Annotated in this window: 18 protein-coding genes; 6 read left to right on the top strand and 12 right to left on the bottom strand. The window is 64.2% G+C overall.

Features of this window, described 5'->3' with window-relative positions:
* The first annotated feature begins 22 nt into the window (after nt 1–22).
* Genes I3253_RS06775 through I3253_RS06765 form a run of 3 tightly spaced genes read left to right on the top strand, consistent with a single transcriptional unit; the run spans nt 23 to nt 3,494 of the window.
* Nucleotides 23–988 carry a hypothetical protein gene (locus I3253_RS06775; RefSeq protein WP_197916879.1) on the top strand — a complete coding sequence of 322 codons (966 nt, stop codon included), beginning with the start codon at nt 23–25 and terminating at the stop codon, nt 986–988.
* Complete coding sequence (locus I3253_RS06770; protein ID WP_197916878.1) at nt 985–2,745, top strand: cyclic peptide export ABC transporter; 1,761 nt, start codon at nt 985–987, stop codon at nt 2,743–2,745. Before I3253_RS06775 ends, I3253_RS06770 begins: the two co-directional genes overlap by 4 nt.
* Complete coding sequence (locus I3253_RS06765) at nt 2,742–3,494, top strand: hypothetical protein (RefSeq protein WP_197916877.1); 753 nt, start codon at nt 2,742–2,744, stop codon at nt 3,492–3,494. Before I3253_RS06770 ends, I3253_RS06765 begins: the two co-directional genes overlap by 4 nt.
* On the opposite strand, the gene I3253_RS06760 is transcribed toward I3253_RS06765, so the two are convergent.
* From I3253_RS06760 to I3253_RS06745, 4 genes are all read right to left on the bottom strand, one after another.
* Nucleotides 3,479–4,090, bottom strand: coding sequence for a CDP-alcohol phosphatidyltransferase family protein (locus I3253_RS06760; protein WP_197916876.1), 612 nt, complete (start codon nt 4,088–4,090; stop codon nt 3,479–3,481). The genes I3253_RS06765 and I3253_RS06760 overlap by 16 nt on opposite strands.
* A 25-nt stretch (nt 4,091–4,115) precedes the next feature.
* Complete coding sequence (locus I3253_RS06755) at nt 4,116–5,639, bottom strand: xylulokinase (RefSeq protein WP_197922239.1); 1,524 nt, start codon at nt 5,637–5,639, stop codon at nt 4,116–4,118.
* Between the two features lie 66 nt (nt 5,640–5,705).
* A complete protein-coding gene (locus tag I3253_RS06750) occupies nt 5,706–6,839 on the bottom strand; it encodes a glycosyltransferase family 4 protein (protein WP_197916874.1) in 1,134 nt (377 codons plus the stop codon).
* Nucleotides 6,836–7,504 carry a hypothetical protein gene (locus I3253_RS06745; RefSeq protein WP_197916873.1) on the bottom strand — a complete coding sequence of 223 codons (669 nt, stop codon included), beginning with the start codon at nt 7,502–7,504 and terminating at the stop codon, nt 6,836–6,838. Before I3253_RS06745 ends, I3253_RS06750 begins: the two co-directional genes overlap by 4 nt.
* A gap of 89 nt (nt 7,505–7,593) precedes the next feature.
* Between I3253_RS06745 and I3253_RS06740 the strand changes: the two genes are divergently transcribed.
* Nucleotides 7,594–8,340, top strand: coding sequence for a phosphocholine cytidylyltransferase family protein (locus I3253_RS06740; RefSeq protein WP_197916872.1), 747 nt, complete (start codon nt 7,594–7,596; stop codon nt 8,338–8,340).
* Here the strand turns inward: I3253_RS06740 and I3253_RS06735 are convergent.
* The 8 genes from I3253_RS06735 to I3253_RS06700 all read right to left on the bottom strand — a co-directional run bounded on the left by I3253_RS06735 (nt 8,337) and on the right by I3253_RS06700 (nt 15,939).
* Nucleotides 8,337–9,464 (bottom strand): LptF/LptG family permease, encoded by a 1,128-nt coding sequence (locus I3253_RS06735; protein ID WP_197916871.1) that lies wholly within the window; start codon nt 9,462–9,464, stop codon nt 8,337–8,339. The genes I3253_RS06740 and I3253_RS06735 overlap by 4 nt on opposite strands.
* Nucleotides 9,461–10,576 (bottom strand): LptF/LptG family permease, encoded by a 1,116-nt coding sequence (locus I3253_RS06730; protein WP_197916870.1) that lies wholly within the window; start codon nt 10,574–10,576, stop codon nt 9,461–9,463. The genes I3253_RS06735 and I3253_RS06730 overlap by 4 nt, the downstream gene beginning before the upstream one ends.
* Before the next feature lie 40 nt (nt 10,577–10,616).
* Nucleotides 10,617–11,498 (bottom strand): phosphatidate cytidylyltransferase, encoded by an 882-nt coding sequence (locus I3253_RS06725; protein WP_197916869.1) that lies wholly within the window; start codon nt 11,496–11,498, stop codon nt 10,617–10,619.
* Entirely contained in the window at nt 11,495–12,289 is a 795-nt protein-coding gene (locus I3253_RS06720; RefSeq protein ID WP_197916868.1) for an SDR family NAD(P)-dependent oxidoreductase, read from the bottom strand. The genes I3253_RS06725 and I3253_RS06720 overlap by 4 nt, the downstream gene beginning before the upstream one ends.
* Nucleotides 12,289–13,410, bottom strand: coding sequence for an inositol-3-phosphate synthase (locus I3253_RS06715; RefSeq protein ID WP_197916867.1), 1,122 nt, complete (start codon nt 13,408–13,410; stop codon nt 12,289–12,291). The genes I3253_RS06720 and I3253_RS06715 overlap by 1 nt, the downstream gene beginning before the upstream one ends.
* Nucleotides 13,407–13,994 carry a DUF4833 domain-containing protein gene (locus I3253_RS06710; protein ID WP_197916866.1) on the bottom strand — a complete coding sequence of 196 codons (588 nt, stop codon included), beginning with the start codon at nt 13,992–13,994 and terminating at the stop codon, nt 13,407–13,409. Before I3253_RS06710 ends, I3253_RS06715 begins: the two co-directional genes overlap by 4 nt.
* Before the next feature lie 50 nt (nt 13,995–14,044).
* The gene (locus tag I3253_RS06705; RefSeq protein WP_197916865.1) at nt 14,045–15,271 is read right to left on the bottom strand and encodes an aminotransferase class I/II-fold pyridoxal phosphate-dependent enzyme; all 1,227 of its coding nucleotides are present in this window, start codon (nt 15,269–15,271) and stop codon (nt 14,045–14,047) included.
* Between the two features lie 176 nt (nt 15,272–15,447).
* Complete coding sequence (locus I3253_RS06700; RefSeq protein ID WP_197916864.1) at nt 15,448–15,939, bottom strand: class I SAM-dependent methyltransferase; 492 nt, start codon at nt 15,937–15,939, stop codon at nt 15,448–15,450.
* A 224-nt stretch (nt 15,940–16,163) separates the two neighbouring features.
* Here I3253_RS06700 and I3253_RS06695 point away from each other — a divergent pair, with 224 nt between their 5' ends.
* Both I3253_RS06695 and I3253_RS06690 read left to right on the top strand, forming a co-directional pair.
* Nucleotides 16,164–17,942 (top strand): ABC transporter ATP-binding protein, encoded by a 1,779-nt coding sequence (locus I3253_RS06695; protein WP_197916863.1) that lies wholly within the window; start codon nt 16,164–16,166, stop codon nt 17,940–17,942.
* The gene (locus I3253_RS06690) at nt 17,935–19,836 is read left to right on the top strand and encodes an ABC transporter substrate-binding protein (protein WP_197916862.1); all 1,902 of its coding nucleotides are present in this window, start codon (nt 17,935–17,937) and stop codon (nt 19,834–19,836) included. The genes I3253_RS06695 and I3253_RS06690 overlap by 8 nt, the downstream gene beginning before the upstream one ends.
* Nucleotides 19,837–19,842: the final 6 nt, after the last annotated feature.

The following is a 19,842-nucleotide window of genomic DNA, read 5'->3' as shown; positions in this document are numbered from 1 at the left end:
AATCATGGCGGACGGCGACAACGTGTTGATTTTTTTCGCAGCGGTGCTGGCGGCCCTTGCCGCCGCCTATTGGCTGCACCACCTGTTCGAAGGCGAGCGGTTCCTGCCGGACCTGATCCGCGAATGGCGCCTGTCCCGGGTTGATCTGGCCACGCTCGAGTCGTTCTGGGCCTCGGCTGACAAGGCCGACATCGTCGTGTCGCTCACCACGATCCCCAGCCGCATCGCCCATATCGATACGGTGCTCAAGGGGCTGCTGGCCCAGACCCGCCCACCGGCCCGTATCGTGCTGAACGTGCCGGACCATTCCCTGCGCGAGGAAACCGGCTATGACATTCCCGCGCATCTGGCGGGCCTTGCCTCGGTGGAAATCCGGCGGGGCAGGGATTGGGGCCCGGCGACCAAGCTGATCCCCACGGTGCTGACCGCCGATCCCGACCAGCTGATCGTGGTTGTGGACGATGATCGGATCTACCCGGCGGATTTCCTGGAAACCTTCGAACGCGCCGCCGCCGAAACCCCGGACAGGGCGCTGACCATGGCTGGCTGGATCGTGCCCGCCGATCTGACCGACCGGCCCACCACTGTCCTGTCCAACCTGCTGCAACGCCCGCCCGCGCCGCTGCGCGGCCACCGGCTGCGTCGGGCGCGCACCGTGGATGTGTTCCTGGGTGTGTTCGGCTATGCCGTGCGCCCGCGGTTCTTCGACCAGACCGATCTTGCCGATTTTTCCGATACCCCCCGCGCCGCGTTCCTGGTGGACGATGTGCGCTCCAGCGCGCTCTGCCTGGCACCGATCGATGTCATTCCCAATCGCGGCCTGAGCTGCCTGCCCAAGGCGCGTGCCGCGCATTACCGGCTGACTGCCCTGTCGCGTATCAACAATGGCGGCGGAGATCCCGAAGACCGCAACAACACCCGTGCCATTCGCCACTATGGCGATCGCTGGCAGGTGGGCGGGCCGACAATGAAGGCGGGTGGCACATGAGCGACAAAGCCGCTAGCGTGCCCCCGAACCACTCCGAGACTGCCGTGAAGATCGACCTCAGGAAAATTCCCGACCCCGAAGAACGCGGCCTTTCGGCCATGATCGCGCGCCGTGTGACCGTGCTGCGCTTTCTGCTTGTCACAAGCGGCGTGATCCGCGACCCGATTGTCGTGCTCACGCTGCTGGCCAGCTTCAGCCGCTCTGGCATGATATTTGCCATCAACGAAACCGCCCGCACGGCGGACCAGGGCATGGGATGGTCGGTGCTGTTTTTGCTGGCGTCGGCCGCAACTTTGCTGGCGGCGGGCTATTACAAACGCCTGCGCGCCTTTATCCTGACCACACGGATCGTCGCCGCGCTGCGCAACCGCATGGCGCGGCGCCTGCTGCGCGCCAATGTCGATTTCCTGTCGTCCAGCCCGCATGGCCAGGTTTATGCCGCGATGACGAACGAGGTGGGCGAATTGTCCAATTCGGTCATCAACGTGATCGAAGCGGTCGAGGCCGTCATCGTGCTGGCCATCGCCGTGCCCTACCTGTTCTACGTATCCTGGAGCGCGGGCATGGCCGCGATCTTCGCCGTGGTCCTGGGCATGATCAGCTATTTCGTGCTTGATATGCCCGCCCGCCGTCACAACCTGCGCTCTTCCCAGCTTTTCGCGCAGTATTGCGACCGTGTCGGGGACATGCTTGCCGGTTGGCGCGAATTGCGTCAGCGTGGCACCCGCCGTGCCGCGCTCGAGGCCGAAGTGCTGGACACCATCGCCGAACACATGGCCGTGCGGCGCAAGGTCGAACGGCTGTTCGCGGGCAATGCCATCGTCAGCCAAAGCGCGGTCATCATGCTGCTGTGTTTCGTGGTCATCGCAATCCCGCTGATCCAGGGCGGCGATACCACGGTGATGTTCCAGGTCCTGACCATCGTGTTCCTTACGACCGGGCCAATCGAACTGCTGTTCAATCTGATGCCGCGCCTGTCGCGGGCCGAAAACGCCTATTACAAGATCCAGAAGATCGAAGAGACCCTGGAAAACGCGCAATCGAAATCGCTCAAAACCCCGGCCACGCCGCAGCAACGATTCGACAGTATCGAACTCAAGGGCGTCACCGCGACGGTTCGCGAACTGGAAAAACCCGATGCCGAGGCGTTTCACCTTGGTCCCATCGATCTGTCCTTTCGCCCCGGCGAAACCGTGTTCATCTGTGGCGGCAACGGGTCGGGCAAGACCACGCTCCTGTCGCTGATCACCGGCTTGCGCCACCCCGAGCAGGGCGAGATCCTGCTGGACGGCGCCCCCCTGACCGAGGACACAACATCGGTGTATCGCGAATTGTTCTCGGGCGTTTTCAGCGGGTTTCACCTCTTTGATCGTGCCTATGGCATGAACTCGGACGAACTGCGCGCGCTGGAAACCCGTATTGCCCAGCTGGGCCTGTCCAGCCGGGTGCAACTGCACGATGACCGTTTTTCCTCGACGTCGCTTTCCGCCGGGCAAAGCCGCCGGCTGGCGCTCGCCGTGGCGCTGGCCGAGCAGCGCCCGATCATCGTTCTGGACGAATTCGCCGCCGATCAGGATCCGGCCAACCGGGCGTTCTTTTATGACGTGCTGGTGCCGGAATTGTCCGCGTCGGGGCGGTTGGTGCTGGCCGTCACCCATGACGACCACCAGTTTTCCAAATGCGACCGGCTGATCAAGATGGAAGGTGGCAAGGTGATTTCCGATCTACGGCAACCCAATCGAAAGGCCCTCGCATGAGCCCGGTATCCCGGCTTGGTGCCGTCGCGCTGGTGTGTTCCATCGTGTTCACGGTCTTTGTCGCCACGGTGGTCAACTACCTGATCTATACATCCCGGTGGAGCTTTGCCCTGCTGCGCCCGGATTATGTCGCGCGCAAGCCCCCCACAATCAGCCGGGCCATATCCGAACCGGCGGTGGGCGAGCCGTTTGCCAACTGGATGTTGATAAGCGCGCCTTTGCTGTTCATTGCCGTTGCCGTGCTTATGACGGTGCTCGTGCGATCGGCCAGGCGTCAGGCCGGGGCCATGCCACGTGGCCAGCTGGGATGGATCGTGGGGCTGTCCGGAGTGGTCATCCTGCTTCAGGCGCTGGCCTCGGTCGGAATGGTGATGCTCAGCCAGTTCCGCTTTCCCACCCACAACGCCCTGCATATGGCCGGCAGCTATCTGTTCTTCTTTTCCCAGGCCTTCGCGGTGTTCATTGGCGAAATGCTGTCGCGCAGCTGCGATGCGCCGCCGCTGCGCGGCCGGCTCCTGGGTGTGGCCACCTGCCGGTTTCGGCGTTGGCTGATCCTGGTTCCGGCAGCGTTGGGCGTGGCCTATCTTGCGCTCTTTATCGTCAAGGATCTTGATACCGGCCCTGCCGCGCCCCTGCTGTATCAAACCTATGTCTCGGTCGAATTGCTGCTGATCTCGTCCTTTCTGTTGTATTTTCTGGCATGGATCCCGGAAAGCGTGCTGGCACTGGGCCGCTATTTGCGCGCCTGATCGTCGACGGCGCGCAAAAGCGCGGTGGCCCGGCGCATCCGTTGCAGCGCGGTCAAATGCGACAGGATTGCGAACCCCGTCAGCCCAAGCGTGATCACCCAACCGCCCAGCACACCGGCGCCGATCAGCATGGCGCACAGGTAGATCACCCGCTCCAGCCGCTCGAAGAAATCGGGCCAGTCATCGTTGCTCACCTCGATCTCAAGCGCCGTGCGAGCCTTGGCATAGGATGTAATGACGCTGCCCGAAAAACAGGCCAGCGCCAGCGGCCACTGGTCATTCACCAGCGCAATCGCCGCCAGCACGATCAATTCCTGATACCGGTCCACCATGGCATCGAAATAGCCACCGGCGCGGCTTGAAAGCCCCGTGCGCCGCGCCACCGCGCCATCCAGCGCGTCAAAGGCAAAAGCAAAGGCAAGCGAGATGCCATATATCAATGCCAGCCCGTGCAGAAGATAGGCGCCCGAGGCCACAAGAATCAGGACCAGCCCGGCAAATGTCACCTGATTGGGGGTCAGCCCGGCACGCACAAGCGGCGTGGACATCGCTTCCCAGATCGGATCGATCTTCGATTTCAACAGTCCGTCGATCATGCTCTTGCCCTTCCTGTGCCCCGCGTCAGCGCCGATAGCTTCGGATCACGTCGCCCCGCAGCCTGTCAAGACGCGCGGCGCGGTTTGCCAGCAGTTCCGCGCGCGCCGCATCGGGGTGATAGCTGGCCGTCACCCGCCCTTGCAGACGCTCCGCCGCCGCCTCCGGCGAATTTGCCCAGCCCATCATCGGCGCCGCCAGCGTTGCCGCACCCAATACCCCGGCATGGCGCGCCGCGCCCACGCGAACTTCGCGGTTCAGCGTATCGGCCATCAGCTGGGCAAAGCCCGGATTGGCTGCCGCGCCACCCACCATCGCAACCGGCCCGTCGCGCCGCGCGCCGCGTTCCCGGATCACCTTGCCAAAGGCCCAGCGCAGGTTCTGGGCCACACCTTCCGCCACGCTCCGGCGCAGCGCCGCGCCGTCATGCTCCAGCCCCAGTCCGTGGAACGTGCCTCTCAGCCGGTCATCATCCACCGGCACCCGCTCGCCCGTCATCCAGGGCAGGAACACCGGGTCATCGGCCCGCAGCGCGCCATCCGCCGCCATGTCGGGGGGGAAAGCGCCCGCCGTGGCCCTCGCCGCCCATTCCAGCGCCGATCCGGCGTTTTCCTGGCTTGCGATCAGCAGCGGGCGATAGTCCAGCCCCGAGGTGATCGTGGCATAGGCATGCGGGATGCTGACGCGCCGCCCGTCGAAAAAACCCGCAATCCACGCGCTTGTGGCCACGCTGATATGCAGCGCCCCGTCCTGTACCTCGCCAGTGCCCAGCGCGGCGGCGGTCACATCCACCGTGCCGCCGGCCACCTGGACGGGCGCCGTCAGCCCCAGTTCGGCCGCCGCGTCGGGGCGCAACAGGCCCACCGGCACATGCCCCATCACGATCGGCGGCATCCTGTCCAGCGGGATTCCCGCCATGCGCGCCAGCCTGGGCGACCAGCCCTCGCGCCCGGCGCGCGTGTTCATGATCCAGCTCAGATTGGCGCTTTCGGGGCAGGTCGTGATTTCACCGGTGGCGCGATACACCAGCCAGTCGCGCACATCCAGAACCCAGCGTGTGCGGGCGAACAGATCGGGCTCGTTCTCCTGCAACCATACCAGCTTGGCGGTCGGGTCCATGCCGTTCTGCGCGGGCGCCCCATTGGCCAGCGCCAGCCAGGTCAGCCCCTTGTCAACGCGATAGCCCCGCACCGCGGGCCAGCCGCCCACAATCCGTCGTCCCTGACGCACCGCGCGCTTGTCCATCCAGGTCAGGCAGTTGCGCAGCACCATGCCCCGCGCATCCACGCAGATCACGCCACAGGCCTGGGCACAGAACACCAGCGCCCCGGCGCGCGTATCAAGATCCGGCACCTGCGCGTGCAGCACGCCCAGCGCCCGTACCAGCGCGGCCCACCAATCGTCGGGCACCTGCTCGGCACCGCCCGGCGGCGACAAATGCAAGGGATAACTCTCGGTCGTGCGCGCCAACAGCCGCAGATCGCCATCCACCACGCCGACCTTGACACCCGACGTGCCGAAATCCGCTGAAATCACCAGATCGCCGTGCACCAATACCCTGTTCCGAATTACTTTTGCCCTGGATGCGCCACGGCCCGCCTGATCGGTCTGGCACGGTTATTGCTTATTTGGCAACCGCGTTCCGCCCAGAGCCTCGGCAAACAGCGCCTCATAGGACGGTCCCACGGTCGCGATATCGAACCGCTGCGCCTGGCTCATCGCCCAGCGCCGCATTTGCTCCAGCCTGGCCGGATGCTCTGCCAGATCCAGAATCCTGCGCGCCAGTGGCCAGGTTTCGCCCGGTGGTACCAACAGGCCCTGCCCCGCCCCCGTCAGAACCGTCGCAAACCCGGCATTGGCCGCCGCCACGGGCACCGTGCCCGCCGCCATGGCTTCGGCCAGAACCAGCCCGAAACTCTCGCCATGCAGGGCCGGCGCGATGAACAGATCCGCCGCCGCCACCATTTCGCGCGCCGCCGCGTTGTCCGGCGGCGGCGCAAAGCTGACGCCGCCGATGTTGGAGTGGATCACCCGGTTGCGCAGCAGGCCTTCTTCGGGGCCGCTGCCGGCGATGGTCAGCCTGGCGTCAGGCCGCTCCTCGTGCACCCGCTTCCACGCTTCCAGCAAGACGGCAACGCCCTTGCGCTCTTCAAGGCGCCCCATATAGATCGCCCGCAAACCGGTGCCCGGGCGGGCCTGCTCTGCCGCCTTGCGCCACTCCGTCAGATCCACCGCCGGGGGCAGGATGCGGGGCAGGGGATCGGCCCCGGCGGCACGCCATTGCGCAAGCGGTGCGCGCGATGGCACCACCACCGCCTTCAGGTGCCTGTTGAAGCGATGCGCGCTTTGGCGCAGGAACCACGCCACCGGGTCCAGCCCGGTTGTCGCGGGCAATGTTGCGTGGAATGTCGCGACCGAAGGCAGATCCAGCGCGCGCCACACCTGCCATGGCAGCATCGGTGTCCAGGGTGTGTGCAGATGCGTAACCTCTGCGCCCCAGGCGCGCAACCGTTCGACACAATCCGCCAGTTCGGCCCGCCGTGCCCGCGTCAGCTCGAACCGGGTGCCATGCAACGATACCGACCGGCAGGCGCCAAGCGTCATCAGCCCCGGTACGTCCGCGTCGCCCGGCGGCGCCACGATGCGCACGTCATGGCCGCGAAGCCGCAGCCAGGTGGCAAGGTCGCGAATGTGCGATTGCACCCCGCCGGGGCGGTCCATCGCATAGGGTGTGATCTGAACGATTTTCATTCAACAACCCGGCTCAAGGCATCCAGAACGTCGCCGATGCTGTAAACCAGCACCGCGATAACGGCCACATACATGTAAGGCCCCGAAAGCAACAACAGGGGGATCAGCCCGCTCAGACCATTGAGAAACCACATCAAGCTGCCCAATCGCAGGCTCGCCCCCTCCGGCGCGGTGGTCTTTTCGGGGGCCGCGTCGTTGCACACCCGCGCAAACAGCCGCAGCCACCCGGCGGCAAAGCCCAGCATGGTCCAGAACGCGCCGCCATCCGCCATCCGGTCCGCCAGCAGTCCCATCGAGGCATAAAGAACACCCCACTGGAACATATCGATCAGGAAATCATAGCGCGCGCCCGCCGCGCTGCCCGTACCCCCGGCGCGCGCCATGGCACCGTCGCTGCAATCCAGGATCTGGAACAGCACCGCCAGCCAGAACAGCACGATGCCCGCCGCGCCGATCGGCAAAAGCCCGGCAACCAGCGGCATCAAACCCGCCACACCCAGCCCGATGACCGACACGTTGGTGGGGCTAAGCCGTGTCTTCAGCAGAAGCCACGCCAACACCGTTCCGGGGTGGCGATACAACAGATAGACCGACCAGTTGCTGAGCTTCTCCGCCCGCGCGGTTTCTCGATTGGCCGCGGCCACCTGCCGCAGGGAATGGGCCATGGAAAGTCCTCCGGTTCGGGTGGCTTGCGGATGCCACCGGCCTCACATAGGGTCCGGCTCATTCTTACTGGCTTTCGGACACGGGCAACATGGTAGATTTGAGCGCACTGATCCTTGCTGCCGGGCGTGGCATCCGCATGGGGCCCCGGGGGCAACTCAGGCCAAAGGGCCTGCTGGAAATCGACGGGGTGCCGCTGGTGGCCCGCTCCATCAATTTGCTGCGCGCCCGCGGCATTCCCCGCATTCGCATCGTGACCGGACATCTGGACGATCAGTACCGCGATCACTTTGGCGGGCAGCCGGATGTCGAATTGATCCACAACCCCGCCTATGCCGAAACCGGCAGCCTGAAATCCCTGTTGACCGGGCTGGATGGGCTGACGGGCCATGTGGTGTTGCTGGAATCCGACGTGATCTACGAATCGCGCGCCCTGTCGCCCGTGGAACCCGGTGTCACGCGGCTGATGGTGTCGGGCAAGACAGGCGCCACAGACGAGGTTTACGTCTGGTCGCGCAAGGGGATGAATGGCACACCCGCCTTTGATTTCATGTCCAAGGACATTTCGGCGCGCACCGGCGCGCATTTTGGCGAACTGATGGGCATCACCTGTTTTGCCGCTCCCCAGGTCGCGGCCTTGCGTACCGCCGGGCAGGCGGTGTTGGCCGAAAATCCCGGCGCCGATTACGAAGATGCCGTCTGCGCGCTTGCCAGGGATACCGATATCGAGGCGGTTCTGCTCAGGGATCTCGCCTGGACCGAGATCGATAACGAGGCAATGTATGCACGTGCCGTGGAAGCGGTCTGGCCGGTGATACAGTCCCGCGATCCCGCCTAATCGCGGCGCCGCAGATACCCGCCCTGGTGCAACAGCAACAAAGCCGACAAGGACAGCGCCACCACCAGCGGGATCGTGGCCGCCGGGTAGGGCGGAATCCGCCCGTGAATCCCCAAGGCCCAGAACACCTTGACCGATACAAGGATCACATACCCCACCGTCGCCAGCACCATAAGACGAAACGGCGCCCAGCGCCGCCCGCGCCGCCCCGCCAGCGCAAGGCTCGCGCCCAGCAAGGCAAAGATTCCGGGCAGGAAAAAGGACATCCGCCGGAACGCCAGCGACGTGGCCGCGTCATTGGCGGCAAACAGCCCTTCGATCCCGGCGATCTTCTTCAGGGCCGGGTTGGGGATGTAATAGCCATGGATCCCGAACCACCGCACCCGCGCACGGTTCAGCGGCAGGTCGATCCCGATCCGGTCGCGCGTCGTCGTGGCCATGCCGATCCCGGCGTCGCTGTCCCATTCGGTTGCGTTTTCCAGAACCCACGCCCCGTCGCGCGCGCCCGGAACCGCCCGCTCGGCAAAGATGACACGGCTCAGCGCCGGTGTGTCGATGCCCTCGAAATACTGGATGTCGCGCAACGCCGGATCGGCACCGCGCGTTACCTGTGCCCGCATGGCGCGGCTGCCATCCGTGATCCAGCGGTACTCCAGGTCAGTGTTGCCGAACCAACGGCCATACCGCCCCAACTGTGCCGCAATCTGGCGTTCCACCGCCGCCGGGCGCAGCCAGTTCTGGAACGAGGCCTGCACCGCCCCGGTGATCACCCCCACGATCAGCAATGCGCTCAGCATCAATCCCGGCGTCGCCCCGGCGGCACTCAACACAACGTCTTCCAGCCGCTGATGTCGCAGCGACGCCGCCAGCCCGGCACCGATCAGCGCCGCCATTCCCAAAAGCCGGGTCACGATGTCCACCGCGCGATAGCCCAGATAGGGCATCAACACACGCCACAGCGGGGTCTGCGTTGCCGCCGCGCGGTCGCGTACCCCGTCAAGGCTGTCGGTCAGGTCGATCGACAGCGCGATGACAAGCAGCGCAAACAGAACAAACCCGATAGCGGCAAGATAACCGCGCACCATGGCGCGCACCGCCACGCCGGTATGCGCGCGCCAGTTCATGCCCGCCGCGCCGCCGGGATCATCAGCGCCTCGCCACGCCAGCCCAGATAGGCCAGCGGCGGCCCAAGATACAACGCCACGGCCAGCCCCAAAAGCAGGAACGGCGACATCGCCTCGACCGCCCCCGCCAATACCGAGCGCGCGGCCACATCCCCCGCCATCAGGATCACCGCCGCGATGGGCAGCGCCACATAGCGCCTGATCCCGGCCCCGCCGGCCACGATTGCCGCCAGCGCCAGCAGCGCCGCCATCGGCACCATCAGGGCGCGCGTCACGATCCGTGTCAGGCGCGGGGTTTGCGCCGGAGAGATATTCAGCAGCCGCTCGGCCTTGCTGCGCTCCCGGTCCGGCGCCTCGGTCACATCCGCCAGACCAAATCCAAACTCGGCCTGGTTCACGTTGAACGCGTTGATATGGGTCATGGGGGCGCCGTCGCGCGGATAACGCGCCTCCAGCGCCGACAGCGAGTCCAGAACGATCGCGCGCTGTCCGTCCTTGTCCGGATCGGTCACGCGCCAGTTGCTGGACTGCACCGCGCGCCACTGGCCGTCCACATCCGGCTGGAACACGAACAACTGTCCGCGCCGGAATTTTTCATCCCTGGGCGGGGTGGCAATGAAGGTTACATCGCGGATCGTCTGCCGGCTGTTCAACGGCCCGGCCTGTTCGATGCGCGACACGATGTATTCGGTTTTCAGCTCGGCCATCTTGATGCGGCTGGCATAGCGCGCCAAGGGCGACAGATATCCCGCCGTCGCCACGCTTACCGCGCCGCCGATCAGGCCCAGCAGCACCATCAGCATCACCACCTGCCGCCACCGGATGCCGCTGGCGGCAAGGATGATCAATTCGCCCCGGTTGCGCGCATCCGAGATCACGAAATAGACCGCGATCAACACCCCGACCGCCAGTGCCAGATCCAGGATCTGGGGCATTCGGAACACCAGCAAAATCCCCACATCCGCCGCCAACGCATCGTTGCGCAGCGCCTCTTCCAGCAGCGTCGTGAAACTCTCGGCCAGGAAAATCGCCTCGACCACCGCCAGGATCACCAGCAATCGCGCCAGCACCGGCCACGCCAGAATCCGTATGAGGGGGCGAAGAACTCTCATGGCGCAACCATTCCCCCTGCGATCCCCCGGTGCAAGCCCGTCACAGCCACGTCAGGATAATATTCAACGCCACCAGCCCGGCGCCGGCGGCAATCCAGCTGTCCAGCGAATCCAGCACGCCGCCCTGGCGCCGCATCAGGACCGGGTAATCCTTGACCCCGGCCATGCGTTTCAGCCGCGAGGCGGCCAGATCACCCGCCACCGCCAGCCCGGCAACCAGCGATGCCGTCAGGATAAGCGCACCACCATCCAACCCCAGCAGAACCGCCCCCCCCGCGCTGAGCGCCAATAGCCCAAGCCCGCCACCGATCAGCCCCTCGACGGTTTTGCCCGGTGACAGCACCGGAAACGCCTTGCGCCGGCCGAACAGCTTGCCCGCCAGCAGCGCGCAACTGTCGAAAATCTCGACCAGCGCATAGGCCCCGGCGCTGGCAATACGCCATTCCGGCGCGGTCAATCCATGCGCCAGCAACGCCATCGGGATCACCGGGAAGACCAGCAAATCCAACAAACCCCGTCCCGTCCCGCCGCCTCGTGCCATAAGGGCGCGCAACAATAACAGCGGCCACACTCCGGCCAGCGCCACCGCGGCCAGTGGCTCTGCCATGGCCGCCGCTGTCACACCAAATGCCACAATCGCCATGCCCCAGGCTGGGCGCCCCGCGCCAAGACGAACATGGCCCGCCTCGTACCCGACGCGCAGCGATACGGCCACCATCAACAGAACCAGCCCCGCCGTGCCCGCCAGCAGGGCGGCGATCAGCACCACGGCCACAATCGTGGCACTGAAAAACACCCGCGCCAGATCGCGTGCAATCGCCCGGGTCGCGGGGATCAGCCACAGCGCACCCAAAACGCCATAACCCACCGCCAAAAGCACGGCCCCGGTCAGCGCCAGACCTTCGGCGCTCAGCCCGTTCATTCGCTGAACTTGCGGATCAGCCGCCGTTGATGCCAGCGCAGGATCGGCGCGATCAGGCTTGTGAACCGGTTTAGCCCCGCCATCTGGAAACCCGGCGCCACCACCAGCCGTCCGGCCTGCATCCCGGCGATCAGCCGGGCGGCCACGGCCTCGGCCTGCCAAAGCCCGCCTCCCCTGGTAATCTCGACCGTCGCGGCGGGCTTGGTGGCCATCTCGGCCTCCAGCATTGGCGTTTGGGTATCGGGTGGATAACAGATCGTCACGTCGATGCCCCGCGGTTCCAGTTCCACATGCAGCACTTCGCCCAATCCACGCAGCGCGAATTTCGACGGCGCATAGCTGGAATAGCCGTAGATCCCGAAAAATGCCGCCCCCGACGAGACCAGCCCGACCTTGCCGCCGCCGGCATCGGCCATCGGGCCGGTCAGGGCTCTGACGAAATAGAGCGCTCCGAAATAGTTGATCGCCATATGGCGTTCGTGCAGGTCGACTGGCTGTTCGGCAAACAGGCCCGGTTCGGCTATGCCCGCGCTGGCAATGGCGAATCCCGGCACGCCCATCGCCGCAACGGCCTCGGCCACGGCGCTTTCCACCGCGGCGCGATCGCTGACATCAACGGGAAACTCGCGCACGGATATGTCGGGCGCCGCGTCAAGAATGACCTGCCGCGCCGCCGCCAGCCGGCCCGGATCGCGGGCGAAAAGCGCAATGTCATGGCCTCGTTTCGCCAGCAGTACAGCAGCGGCAAGTCCGATGCCGCTTGATCCGCCGGTGACAAAGGCCGGGCGCATCAGGCGCCTGCCCCGTCCCCTTTGACGAAATTCAGGATCACGTCATGGGCATCAGTGTCTTCGATCTGTTCTGGCGGGTGCTTGAACAGAAACGCGCTGGCATCCGCGATTGGCCCGGCCATTCCGCGATCACGCGCAATCCGCGCCAGCCGGATCGCCACCAGCGCCTCGGCGGCGGCATTGGGGCTGTCCTCGACATCCAGCCGTACCTCGATATTGGTGCGTGCCCCGCCAAACAGGCGGCCTTCCATGCGCACATAGGCAACCTTGCGGTCGTTCAGCCAGGGCACATAGTCGGACGGGCCGATGCGGATGTCATTTTCATGCAGTCGGTTGTTCAACGCGGCCTGTACCGCCTCGGTCTTGCTCTCGCGCTTGTTGGTCAGCCGTTCCTGCTCGGTCATGTTCAGAAAGTCGGTGTTGCCGCCCACGTTCAGCTGATAGGTGCGGTCGATCTCGACACCGCGCATCCGGGCCAGATTGACCAATGTGCGGTGCACGATGGTGGCGCCGAACTGGGCCTTGAAATCATCGCCCAGGATCGGCACGCCCGCGGCGCGGAATTTCGCGGCCCAGACCGGATGCGAGGCGATGAACACGGGGATGCCGTTTACCACGGCCACCCCGGCCTCCAATGCGCATTCCACGTAGAATTCCACGGCCTTCTGCGATCCCACCGGCAGGAAGATGATCATGACCTCTGCTTCCAGCGCGCGCAGCGTGGCCACAACGTCGTCCTTGCTCAGCGCCGGTTCCTGCGACAGGCGGAACGAACGATCCTCGGGGTTCTGCAACATATGCCAGGCCACCCCGTCCAGATCGGGCCCGCGATGGATCGGTGCGGTCTGGTCCTCCAGATCGGTGTGGAACCGTTCGGTGCAGTTGGGCGCCGCGAAAGCCGCCTCGCCCAGCGGCTTGCCAACCTTGCGCAGATCCACGTCGAACCCGGCAACCAGCTCGATATCCTCGGGCCGGTAGCCGCCCAGCTCGGGAAAGCTCACCCCCACGGCCTCAGCGCCCGTCGCCTTGCAATAGGAAACGCCCTGGATCAGCGAACTGGCACAATTGCCAACCCCCACGATCACGGTGCGGATGGGGGTTTTCGTCGTCTGCGAAGTCATTCGTGGTATTCTCCACCGGAAACTGCAAAAAAATGTGTGACATAGCGGCCCGTTTCCGGGTCCGTGGTGTATAGGCGCAGGCGTTCGACCCTGGGAAGCATCCCACTTTCGTCAAGGTCCAGGTAGCCATAGACCAGCTGAAAATCACGATTGTCGACCCGTGTCCATAGCGCGGCTTGAAACGGACCGGTCTGGCGCAGCTCCACGCTTGTGTTCCGCATCGCGTTGACGCCCACAAGATAGCCCGATCCATTGCGGTTCGGCCGGCTCCAGACACCATAGCCGAACAACCGTTCGTACCAGCGCAGCCGCATGGTCTGCCCCTGGCTGGCATAGCGGCGCCAATAGGCAACCACCGGGCGGCGCGGGTCGAGACGCCCGTCGGCGGTGAACCGGGCGGCATAGACAACGGTGTTGGCGTTTGGCGTGCGCTGAACAAAGAACAGCTGGCGCGGTTCGTCAGGATGCGGGAACTCGGCGCGAGCCCGGGGCAGGGAGTATGACACGCTGCTTTCCGTCAGCCGGATGCCCGGCCGCGCCTGGGCGGGCAGCGCCGCCGCAACGACCATCAGACCCACCAGCATAAAAACGCACGGCAACGGCAGTCGGGACAGGCACATGCGCAGCATCGGGATTATTCCGCGCTCAATCGGTTCCGTACGGAATGCACCCCGCCTGACGCCGCGACCAGCGCGTTGATCACGCGGTCGATATCAGTTTCGGTATGGGTGGCCGACAGGAAGAAGCGGATGCGCGGCAAGTCCTTGGGAATGCCGATCTGGATGACAGGCGGGGCATAAATACCCTGATCCATCAATGCTTTGGCCGCCAGCATGCATTCCATGGGCGACTCGAACAATACCGGCACCACCGCCTCGCCGATCGCGGTGCCGGTGTTCAGCCCGGCCTCGCGCGCCTTGCGCAGGAACAGCTTGGAATTGCGCCGCAGCCGTGTCACCCGGTCCGGCTCGTCGCGCAAGATCTTCAGGGCCTGGTGCGAACTGGCCACCGTTGCCGGCTGCAAGCCCACCGAATAGATGAACCCGGCGATGCCGAACCGCATCCACTCGATGACCTTCTTGTTGCCCGCCACAAACCCACCGGCCGAGGCAAAGCTCTTGGACAATGTCCCGATCGAAAGCTCCACGCGCTCCGGGTCGATGCCGAAATGCTCGCACAGGCCGCGCCCCGTGGGACCAAGCACGCCGTAGGAATGCGCTTCGTCCAAAAGCAGCCACGCGTCATGGCGATCCTTGATCTCCAGCAGCCTGGGCAGATCAGTGATGTCGCCGTCCATCGAGAACAGGCCCTCGGTACAGATCAACACCCGGTTATAGCTGCCGCGTTTCTCGCCCAGCAGCTTGTCCAACGCGTCCAGATCATTATGCGGATACGACAGCAGATCAGCCTTGACCCCCTGCGCCCCGACCATGATCGAATTATGCGCCAGCTCGTCCACAATGATCAGATCCTTGTGGTGCGCCAAAAGACCGATCACGCTGACATTCGTCAGATAGCCCGAGATCATTGTCAGCACGCCGCCGACTCCCAGGAAATCCGCCATGTCTTCTTCAAAGGCGCGATGCGCCAGGCGCTCTCCGCCCACCAGCCGCGAGGCCCCCACGCCGGTCCCGTGACGGTCAATCGCCGCCTTTGCGGCGGCGGTGGTTTCGGGGTGATGCAGCAGGCCAAGGTAATCGTAATGCGCCATCGACAGATAGCCGTCGGGCCACTCGCCGCTCCTGTCCTCCAGGGCATCGGTCGGAACGAAATACGGGTTGTCTTCGGCAACCAGGAATCCGCCGCCCAGCCGGAAGAACCGCTCGGCAAACGTCAGAAAGCTGGATTTGTTTTCTTCCATGTCCCTCACCGTCCTGGACAGACTAAAGCTTGTGGCGCCTGCTCGAACGCGCCGCTGAGTATCCCATTTAACGGCTACACCCTTAAACCGGTGTTCCGCCAATATGAAGGTACAAATCAGCACGGTCTACAATTTTGCGCCTATTACCGGTGCAACCGCCCGGAATCCAGACAGTTCTACGCGTCCCGACGGTACACAAAGCACCGCCCTTCAACCGCGTCGGGCGGAAGCGGCAGTTCGCGCAGGCCGGCGAAATACATGCGGTCCGACGACACCATGATGCCGCCCGGACCCAGCAAGGGCTCGATCAGGGGCGAAATATCGCGCGCGAACCGGTCGTTCCTGGCCAGGTCATGTCCACCCAGATCGGCGTGGATCACGCTGGCCGTGGCGCCGAACCGGGCAAGCGCCGCCGGCAGTGTCTCGCGCACGTCGCCCAGAATGGTCATTTCCGGGGCCGGGGTTGAGGCCGGGTTCGATGCAACTTCCCTCTCGAATACATAGATATCGCGCTCGGGCATTTGCTCGCGCAGATGATCGAAGGTGCGGCCATTGCCCAGCCCCAACTCGAACACCGGCCCGCCCCGTTCGCGGGTCTGTCGGGCCGCGAAATCGATACAGGCGCGTTGTGACGCCATACGGTTGATAAAGACATCCAGTCGGCTCATCAGGTTTCCTCAAGTGCTCTTGCCGCTTCCTCATACCGGTTTTGCGGTCGATGTCACCCCCGCCGCGTCCGGGTGTCGGGAAACCGTGCAAATGCACGGAACTTCATGGGTTCGCGCCCGGACCGTCCTAGACGCTTGCGACAATGCGGATAATCATGTTCACTCGGAAACAGCGCCTCGCCCCGGAACGGGAAGGAATTTGGGGCGAGGCAGGGGAATTGGGCGTGTCGGCACTATTGACTGTTGAAAACCTGACGATCGGTTTTGGCGATGCCGCGCCCGTCGTCGATGATGTCAATTTCTCGGTGCAGCCGGGCGAAACCCTTGCCCTTGTCGGGGAAAGCGGCTCTGGAAAGACACTCAGCTGCCGTGCCGCCCTGCGCATTCTGCCTGAAATGGCCCAGGTCCGGTCCGGCCGTGTTCTGTTTCCGGGGCGCGGTGACGGGGCGCTGATCAACCTGATGGATGTCAGCGAACGTCATATGTGCCGCATTCGGGGTGAACGCATCTCGATGATTTTCCAGGAGCCCATGCGTTCGTTGTCGCCACTGCACCGGATCGGCAATCAGGTGACAGAGGTGCTGCGCCTGCACAAGAACATCGACAGGGCCGAACAGCGCAAGCGCGTTCTGGCCATGTTCGAGCGCGTCGGCTTCAAGGATCCTGACCGCGTTTACGATTCATACCCGTTCGAACTGTCCGGCGGGATGCGGCAACGCGCCATGATCGCGATGGCGATGGTGGGCAAACCCGAACTGCTGATCGCGGACGAACCGACAACCGCGCTGGACGTGACGACCCAGGCCCAGGTGCTGGGCCTTATCAAGGATCTGCAAAAGGATTTCGGCATGGCCGTGGTCCTTGTCACGCACGATCTGGGCGTTGTCGCCAACATGGCCGACAGCGTTGTGGTGATGAATCGCGGCCGGGTGGTCGAATCCGGCCCGGCGCCGCTAATCCTCAACGATCCCCGGCATGGCTATACCCGCGATCTGATGGCCGCCGCGCCGGAAATCCCTGCCACGCCGATGGACAAGGATAAGGAAAGCGATCGCGACTACATCCTGGAAATGCGCAACGTGTCCAAGACGTTCACGCTCAAGGGGTCTTCGCCCTGGAAACCCAGGACCGTCGTTCACGCCGTGCGCGGCATCGAATTCGGCGTTGAACGCGGCAAGACATTGGCCGTGGTCGGCGAAAGCGGCTCGGGCAAGACCACCTGCGCGCGCATGGCGTTGGCCGCCGAACGGGCCGATCCGGGGGCCGAAATCCTGTTTCGCGCGCAAACCGGTGGCGAAACCGTGGATCTGCAAAAGCTCGACAATGCCGATCGGCTTGCCTTTCAGCGCAAGGCGCAGATGGTGTTCCAGGATCCGTATTCCACGCTGAACCCGCGGATGCGGGTCAAGGACGCGCTGACCGAGCCGATGGAAATTCACGGCATTGGAACAAATGCCGACCGCACCGCACGCGCCGTTGAAATGCTGCGCTGGGTGGGGTTGTCGGAAAACATGCTCACCCGTTATCCGCACGCCTTTTCCGGCGGTCAGCGCCAGCGCCTGTCGATCGCCCGCGCGCTGATGCTTGGGCCAACCTTCCTGGTCTGCGACGAACCCACATCGGCGCTTGACGTGTCGGTGCAGGAACAGGTGCTGCAACTGCTCGAAGAAATCCGCGATCGGCTTAATCTCAGCTACCTGTTCATCAGCCACGATCTGGCCGTCGTGGCCCGCATCGCCGACGAGGTCGCCGTCATGCGCGCCGGTCTGGTGGTGGAACAGGGGCCACCCGATCAGCTGTTCTACAATCCCCAGCATCCCTATACCAAGGCCTTGATTGCCGCCCAGCCGGAACCGGATATCAACCGTCCGATCAACCTGCGGATCGTTGCCCAGGGCGCGGGCGAGCCCTCAAGCTGGCCCGAGGCCTTCCGTTTTGACGGGCTGGACACACCGCCGCTCACGGTGACGGGGCCCGGACATAAGGTACGCCGCTATGCTTAAACGTTATCTGATTGCCGCTGGTCTTGCCCTGGCAACCCTGTCGGCCGCACCCCTGTCCGCCCAGGAGTTGCAGGAAAGCGCCTTCTGGCAGAGCGAAGTGGACACCGGCAACCTGCCACCAGTGGCCGAACGTATGCCCTCTGCGCCGCTGCTGGTCGATCTGAGCCTGAAAGGGCGCGAGTTCGGCCAACAGGGCGGGACGCTGCGCACCATGGTCACGCGCGCCAAGGATGTGCGCCAGATGGTGGTCTACGGCTATGCGCGCCTGGTGGGTTACAATGAACGCTACGAACTGGTGCCCGATATCCTGCAATCCCTCGACAATGTCGATGACCGCAAGTTCACCATGCGCCTGCGTCCGGGGCACCGCTGGTCGGATGGCGCGCCCTTCACATCCGAGGATTTCCGCTACTGGTGGGAGGACGTGGCCAATAACGAGCTTCTGTCGCCCTCCGGCCCGATCGATTTCCTGCGGGTCGATGGCAAGCTGCCGACTGTCACGTTCCCTGATGAAACCACCATCATTTACGAATGGGAGAAACCCAACCCGCAATTCCTGCAAATGCTGGCCGAGGCCCGCCCGCCCTTCATCTACCGCCCGTCGCATTTTCTCAAGAAACTGCACGCCAAATATGCCGATGAAGAGGGTCTGAGCGAATTGCTCTACGAGGCCCGCGTGCGCAGCTGGCCCGCGCTGCACAATCGCAGCGACAATATGTACAAGTTCGACAACCCGGACCTGCCAACGCTGCAACCCTGGATGCTGGCCACCAAGGACGGCAAAAGCCGCTTCCTCTTCGTACGCAACCCCTATTACCACCGGGCCGATACGAATGGCGTGCAACTGCCCTATATCGACGTTGTGGAAATGCAGGTCGTCGCGCCGGGTCTTGTCGCGGCCAAGGCCAATGCGGGCGAGGTCGATCTTCAGGCCCGCGGGCTGGATTTCAAGGACACCGCCATCCTGAAAAAGGGCGAGGCCGGCGGGAACTACACGACCTATCTCTGGGGCAACGGTACCGCTTCGCAGATCGCGATCTACCTCAATCTCAACTACAATGACGATGGCTGGCGCGAGATCATGCGCGATGCGCGCCTGCGCCGCGCCCTGTCGCTGGCGATCAATCGCAAGATCATCAACAAAAGCCTGTATTTCGGTCTTGCAAAAGAGGGCGCGATGACCGTGCTGCCCCTTAGCCCGTTCTACAAAGAGGAAAACCGTCGGGCCTGGGCCGATTATGACCCGGCCCGCGCCAATGCCATTCTGGATGAAATGGGCCTGACCGACCGTGACAAAGACGGTTTTCGCGTTTTGCCCGACGGGCGTCCGATGTGGATCGTGGTCGAAACCGCCGGCGAGCGGCAAGAGGTTGAAAACGCGCTTCAGATCGTCATCGACAACTGGAAGGACATCGGCATCAAGCTGATCATGCGCCCGCTTGAACGCGACATTCTGCGCAACCGGGTCTACTCTGGCGAATCCATGGCCTCTGTGTGGTTCGGCTGGGACAATGGCCTTCCCCAAACCTATACGTCGCCCGCCTATGTCGCGCCGCGCCAGCAAGAGTTCTTCGCCTGGCCGAAATGGGGCCAGTATCATCAAACCAATGGCGATGCAGGCGAGCCGCCCGACCTGCCCGCCGCGATCCGGCTCGACGAATTGGCCGATGCCTGGAACCGCGCCTACTCGGCCGTGGAACGGGGGCAGATCTGGCAGGAAATGGTTGATATCCACGCCGATCAGGTCTTTGCCATTGGCCTGCTCAACCAGGCACCACAGCCGGTCGTTGTTTCCAACCGCGTCAGGAACGTCCCGGAAAAGGCGATCTGGGCCTGGTCGCCGGGGGCACATTTCGGGATGCACCGTCCCGACGAATTCTTCATGACCGACTAGGAGCGC

The organism is Thiosulfatihalobacter marinus (assembly GCF_016019955.1).
In the GTDB taxonomy this organism is placed as follows: domain Bacteria; phylum Pseudomonadota; class Alphaproteobacteria; order Rhodobacterales; family Rhodobacteraceae; genus Shimia; species Shimia marinus_A.
Note: the sequence above shows the minus strand (reverse complement) of the source record. Positions and strands in the feature narration are given on the sequence as shown.

Excerpts from the sequence above, each read along its gene's own strand:
- I3253_RS06725 (WP_197916869.1), bottom strand. The coding sequence starts at position 11,498 with ATGAACGGGCTGAGCGCCGAAGGTCTGGCGCTGACCGGGGCCGTGCTT.
- I3253_RS06720 (WP_197916868.1), bottom strand. The coding sequence starts at position 12,289 with ATGCGCCCGGCCTTTGTCACCGGCGGATCAAGCGGCATCGGACTTGCC.
- I3253_RS06765 (WP_197916877.1), top strand. The coding sequence starts at position 2,742 with ATGAGCCCGGTATCCCGGCTTGGTGCCGTCGCGCTGGTGTGTTCCATC.
- I3253_RS06745 (WP_197916873.1), bottom strand. The coding sequence starts at position 7,504 with ATGGCCCATTCCCTGCGGCAGGTGGCCGCGGCCAATCGAGAAACCGCG.
- I3253_RS06735 (WP_197916871.1), bottom strand. The coding sequence starts at position 9,464 with ATGAACTGGCGCGCGCATACCGGCGTGGCGGTGCGCGCCATGGTGCGC.
- I3253_RS06715 (WP_197916867.1), bottom strand. The coding sequence starts at position 13,410 with ATGACTTCGCAGACGACGAAAACCCCCATCCGCACCGTGATCGTGGGG.
- I3253_RS06730 (WP_197916870.1), bottom strand. The coding sequence starts at position 10,576 with ATGAGAGTTCTTCGCCCCCTCATACGGATTCTGGCGTGGCCGGTGCTG.
- I3253_RS06710 (WP_197916866.1), bottom strand. The coding sequence starts at position 13,994 with ATGCTGGTGGGTCTGATGGTCGTTGCGGCGGCGCTGCCCGCCCAGGCG.
- I3253_RS06705 (WP_197916865.1), bottom strand. The coding sequence starts at position 15,271 with ATGGAAGAAAACAAATCCAGCTTTCTGACGTTTGCCGAGCGGTTCTTC.
- I3253_RS06750 (WP_197916874.1), bottom strand. The coding sequence starts at position 6,839 with ATGAAAATCGTTCAGATCACACCCTATGCGATGGACCGCCCCGGCGGG.
- I3253_RS06700 (WP_197916864.1), bottom strand. The coding sequence starts at position 15,939 with ATGAGCCGACTGGATGTCTTTATCAACCGTATGGCGTCACAACGCGCC.
- I3253_RS06760 (WP_197916876.1), bottom strand. The coding sequence starts at position 4,090 with ATGATCGACGGACTGTTGAAATCGAAGATCGATCCGATCTGGGAAGCG.
- I3253_RS06740 (WP_197916872.1), top strand. The coding sequence starts at position 7,594 with ATGGTAGATTTGAGCGCACTGATCCTTGCTGCCGGGCGTGGCATCCGC.
- I3253_RS06690 (WP_197916862.1), top strand. The coding sequence starts at position 17,935 with ATGCTTAAACGTTATCTGATTGCCGCTGGTCTTGCCCTGGCAACCCTG.
- I3253_RS06770 (WP_197916878.1), top strand. The coding sequence starts at position 985 with ATGAGCGACAAAGCCGCTAGCGTGCCCCCGAACCACTCCGAGACTGCC.